This window comes from Staphylococcus agnetis, assembly GCF_002901865.1.
GTDB lineage: Bacteria > Bacillota > Bacilli > Staphylococcales > Staphylococcaceae > Staphylococcus > Staphylococcus agnetis.
Genome location: NZ_PPQF01000115.1, coordinates 1 through 5,066, shown reverse-complemented (window position 1 = coordinate 5,066; position 5,066 = coordinate 1). Strand labels below are relative to the sequence as shown.

Sequence of the window (5,066 nt, the reverse complement as noted above, 5' to 3'; positions counted from 1 at the left end):
GAAAAAAGAACAAAAATTAAAATTAGAGAAATCAATAGAATCATCATGGCGACCTGAAATTATGTAACTTGTTACATGTTACTATATTATTCGGTTATGTTTCCTCTTATTTATGTCTATACTTATTCAGTTACATACTTTAAATTAAATACCTTTTAACTTATTCCCTTTTTTGCTTCTTAAATATAGTAATTACATAGCATTAAGGAGCTTCAAAGAGTTTTGCGTCTACACTTCAGAAATTACACGATTGCAATTATTGTAGATGCTGCTACTTTAACTTATATTTTGTTCTTTTAAAACTTTTACACGTTTCATTGTTTAGTGGTAAACGCTTTTCAATTTTCAACTTCTTCGTGAAGCTCATTAAAGCATTTAATAAAGGGGCTAAATATGACTAGAGATTTTAATAAGATTATCTTATTTGATGTGCTAGGTGCAGATGTACATTGTGATGTATGTGGTAACCGTGTTGAACCTTTCAAAGCCTTAGCAAATTTGGTTAATAAATACTCAGAATTCAATTAATGCAAGATGAATATATGAAGTTGAAACTTTGTAACTTGTTACATGTTACTATCTCATTCGGTCATTCACTCTCTTATTTATATTTATACTTATTCGGTCATTTTTGTTACAAAACAAAAATAAACCTCATTAATTTTAATTAATGAGGCCTCATGGATATAATTTATTCCGGTATGTCGCAAACGATAATTACAAATCAAATGCCTTCAATAAAATTAACGATATCCGACTTGATTTAAGGTTATAAAATTGAACATCATAAAACTAATTTCATTATTCATCTTTATTTACCTTGATTGATAAAGATCGACGTCACATAGAGGGGAGAAATCCAGAATATCAAAGAGTTTGAATATATGATGAACCGTGTAAAAAGAGACCACAGTTAAAAGTATCATACTGGTTACTGTAAAATGTTAGCAATAAATATCAAGCCTATACTACATAAAATAAAGAGTACAATGAGTATTATAGGGGTGAAAAAAGAGCGTGACTCATATGGTTTTGAAAATTCATAGATCGTTATTCCTATAGCTGATAGCGGGAAAACAACTATACAAACTCCCATTATAGTCCCCAAAATTTCAAGAAATTTCACAAAACTACCTCCTTATAGTAAAAAATTTAAATATTTTGCATATATCCTAATTATTCTAATTTCTTTAGTTCTATACGAAGTAGAAACATAGTTGTCTACTATGTCCTCCCCCTCATAATTAGTAATATTAGCCTTTTCAAACAAATAAATTATTGAAATAGCAGTAATATATTCTTTTTCAAACTCAAATTGATCCCTAATTATATTCACTGCCACTCCTGTATCATAATCAAAAAATTCCTCTATTGCATAGATGGCATTTTCGCCACCATAGCTATAATACTCAGGTATAAACTCAACAAATTCAAAAGAGCTTACTTCTGTGTACATTTTAACATTAGTAAACCATTTGTTTAAATTATCAAACAATTCTTTATAATCCTCATTATAACGGTATATTCTGAGTTTCAAAAAATCTTTATCATCTATGTATCTAATAATAAAGTAACTATCTAAAAGTTTATTGTACTTATTCTTTTCCATTAATGGGTTTAAGTATTGGACTATAAATTCATCTTGAAACTCTCTATTTATATAAATATGAATAGAAAGCCAATTTCTATCATATTGTATATCTTTGTTTTTAGGTATTTCTATTTTAGGACCTGAAAAATTTCTTTTTTTATATATTGGTGTGACTATTTCGTATGTGTATTCATTACTTGAATTAGGGACGAATGTCTCAACCAAACGTGCTCTTTTATTTTTTTGTATTCTTTCATTAATAAATAGCGGTGTGATGATAGCTCTAAATTTAACAACAGTTTATTGTCTCCGTATATTAAATTCACCATATTGGGAATATCAAATTCTTTTTTATATTCTAAAAATAAATTATCCCATTCGTCACTTTGGGGCAATGCTAATACCGAACTGTTAATTTTCCACGAAGCTAATCTAAGAACAACATTTTTATATCTAATTCTAGGAAGGTAACTGAACGCATCTATACTAAACTCATTTAGTGGTTCAATAATCTTTACAGATTCCATAGATACTTCTTTTAGAAATCTGTATAAATTTGACGATTTAAAAAAGTTAAACATGTTATTAGATTCAAATAGAACTCTTTTATTTAATGAACTAGAGTATAAGTATAATTTGTTTATTGTTGCACCTACGTAAAGTTCATCCAAACTAAGATCCTTTGCTCGTTTCGAGCAATTTTTCCCTAAATTAACAATATAGTCAAAAGAATCATTATTAAACAAAACGTTTTGATGTCTTGGATACTTAGGCAATTCATTAATAGAGACCATTTCTATATCATCATTTTCCATAAATTTTTCATAATAATATCTTTTCTCTCTTTCAAGCTCTAATAAGTATTTTAAGTCGATAAGATGATGAAATCTTCCAAAAGTTGCTCCAGCATTAGATAAAGTTGTTATAGGGCTGATAACTATTAACTCACTATAACTATTAAAAAACTTTCCTATATAAAGTTCTGAATATATATCAGAACTTATAGGAGCATGATATTCATTTACTTTATTTTCTTTAATTAATTTTTGAAAGTCTATATCATTTATTTCAACTTCACCATTAGTTTTTAAAGCTTTTAAATATTTTTGTTTTAAAAAATCTATATTATTACCCTGGCCTTCACCTTCTGTATAAATTAAACTTCCAAATCCTTTAATTTCTGAAATCAAATCTTTTACATTTACCAACTGTTCAAATCCATAATGTTCTAAAAACTACTTTTGAAAATTTTTAAGATTACGGCTTCCTATATTATTTTTAGACAATAACCATAACAAATAAGCTGTAACTTTACTTGATATATGAGAATTATTTCCCTAATAAATGAGAAAAAGGATAGCTAAGAACTATCCTTTTAAATCTTGAAGTGTCGATTAGTTATAAAAATCTTTTTTCTTTAATGTAATTATAATTACCTTCGAACTTCTCTAATGCTTTATCTTTTAACAAGTAAGTTGTATTAAATAGCTTGTTAAGAAAATATCTATCATGTGAAACTGCAATTATAGACCCTTCATAATCTAATAAAGCATCTTCGATGGTTTCCTTGGCATCTATATCTAAATGGTTTGTAGGCTCGTCTAAAATTAGTAAATTATAATCAGTGTTTACAATTTGTGCCCATCTTAATCTTATTTTTTCTCCTCCACTTAGATCATTAACCTTTTTAAACACGTCTTTACCATAAAACATAAAATTAGCTAAAATATGTCTAGCTTGACCTTCTGATACATTGACTTTTTCACGAATTGTATTCAACAAAGTATCATTGTTATCACTTTCAAACTCATGTTGTGAAAGGTAGCCAATTTTTAAATTATTTGCAGTTTTAATTGAACCTTCATCTACTGAAGTAATTCCTAAAATCATTTTTAACAATGTTGATTTACCAGTACCATTATCTCCTATAATAGCGACATGTTCGCCTCTTCTGATTAACATATTTACATTTTCAAATAATGAATAGTCATATCCTTTAGCAACATTTTCCATTTCAATCACTCTATTAGAAACGCGCTTACCTTCTTCTAGTTCCATATTCATTTTTTTTGAATCTAAAGTTGGTCTTTCTAACCGTTTAATGCGGTTCAAAGCTTTTTCCATACTTTTAGCTCGACGATACATTGCAGCATTCGGTGGTTTGGCTTGGCTTGCCCATGTTCTTAATTGCTTTATAGACTCTTTCATTTTTTTAATTTTCTTTTGTTGTGTTTTGTAGGCTTCGAATTCAGCTAATAGTCTTTTTTCTCTTTCTTCAACAAAATATGAATAATTTCCATTATAAGTATGAAGCGCTTTTTGATCTATTTCCATAATTTGATTGACTGTTTCATCTAAAAAGTAACGATCGTGTGAAACAATTACAGCAGCACCTTCATAGCTTTCTATATAGTTAGCCAACCATTCTATAGATTTAAAATCAAGGTGATTTGTTGGTTCATCTAAAAGTAGCAAGTCTGTAGGCTTAATTAACATTTGAGCAAGGCCTACTTTTGTACGTTCTCCCCCTGATAAATCTCCCCACTCTGTTTCAAGTAAATGAGCGATATTTAAACCATGAGTCACTTTACGTATTTTAGCGTCTATCTCATAACCACCATTTTCTTCATAATATGTCTGTAACTCACCATAACAAGACATTAGTGTACTTATATCTTCTATATCTTCGCTCATTTTATTTTCTATAATTTCAAGCTGTTTTGATATCGTATTTAACTCTTGAAATACAGATTTCAAGCATTGATAAACACTTGTACTTTTTTCATAATCAGGTATTTGGTTTAAATAACCTATCCTCACATTTTTCTTCCAACTAATAACACCTTGGGAAAGTGTTTCTAACCCAGCTAGTAACTTTAATAAAGTGGTTTTTCCTTCACCATTACGTCCTACTAACCCTATAGTTTCACCAGAATTAAGGGTCATCTTAATATTATCGAATAAAGTTTCCTCTACATAACTTTTAGAAACATTCGAGGCATTTAGTATATTCATTTTTCTTCCTCCATGTTATCTATAAGGAAGAAGTATATAGTGTCAGTTCCTTATAGACCGATTAATAATTTCAAAAGAGACAGACTTCACCAATTTTGGAATTAAAATCGAAAATTTGTTGCGTATGATTTGTAAATATCTGCAACAATAAGCTATAAGAAACATTTAGACACCTCCTCAAATATAGTTTATACATATTTTACACTAAAAAATTGGTAACTTAAAGAGTGTGCAGAAAATGACCCATTTTCTGTACACTCTCTTTTTATGTCTAAATAAGTAAGTATTACATAGAATGGTTCTGTTGCAAAGTTAGAAATATAGTATAATAGTCAACAAAAATGAGGTGCAGAGGATGAATCATTTCAGATATAAGCAATTTGACAAAGATGTCATTACTGTAGCCGTTGGCTACTATCTAAGATATGCATTAAGTTATCGAAATATATCTGAAATATTG

The 5,066-nt window shown here is 28.6% G+C and carries 3 protein-coding genes and 2 pseudogenes; 2 read left to right on the top strand and 3 right to left on the bottom strand.

Going from position 1 to position 5,066, the window contains the following annotated elements; genetic code table 11:
• Window positions 1–393: 393 nt before the first annotated feature.
• Window positions 394–528, top strand: coding sequence for a hypothetical protein (locus tag CD172_RS13090; RefSeq protein ID WP_259342051.1), 135 nt, complete (start codon window positions 394–396; stop codon window positions 526–528).
• Between the two features lie 610 nt (window positions 529–1,138).
• On the opposite strand, the gene CD172_RS12045 is transcribed toward CD172_RS13090, so the two are convergent.
• The 3 genes and pseudogenes from CD172_RS12045 to abc-f form a co-directional block, all read right to left on the bottom strand.
• The gene (locus tag CD172_RS12045; RefSeq protein ID WP_158694793.1) at window positions 1,139–1,816 is read right to left on the bottom strand and encodes a thiopeptide-type bacteriocin biosynthesis protein; all 678 of its coding nucleotides are present in this window, start codon (window positions 1,814–1,816) and stop codon (window positions 1,139–1,141) included.
• Window positions 1,765–2,814 (bottom strand): annotated as a pseudogene (locus tag CD172_RS12040) (lantibiotic dehydratase); the annotation flags it as partial. The gene CD172_RS12045 and the pseudogene CD172_RS12040, both read right to left, overlap by 52 nt.
• 175 nt (window positions 2,815–2,989) lie before the next feature.
• Window positions 2,990–4,606, bottom strand: a complete 1,617-nt coding sequence (gene abc-f / locus CD172_RS12035) for a ribosomal protection-like ABC-F family protein (RefSeq protein WP_103346478.1) — start codon at window positions 4,604–4,606, stop codon at window positions 2,990–2,992.
• A 355-nt stretch (window positions 4,607–4,961) separates the two neighbouring features.
• Here abc-f and CD172_RS12030 point away from each other — a divergent pair.
• Window positions 4,962–5,066 (top strand): annotated as a pseudogene (locus tag CD172_RS12030) (IS6 family transposase); the annotation flags it as partial.

Bases quoted from the DNA above. Each gene is read 5' to 3' on its own strand.
- abc-f (WP_103346478.1), bottom strand. From the start codon at position 4,606: ATGAATATACTAAATGCCTCGAATGTTTCTAAAAGTTATGTAGAGGAA.
- CD172_RS13090 (WP_259342051.1), top strand. From the start codon at position 394: ATGACTAGAGATTTTAATAAGATTATCTTATTTGATGTGCTAGGTGCA.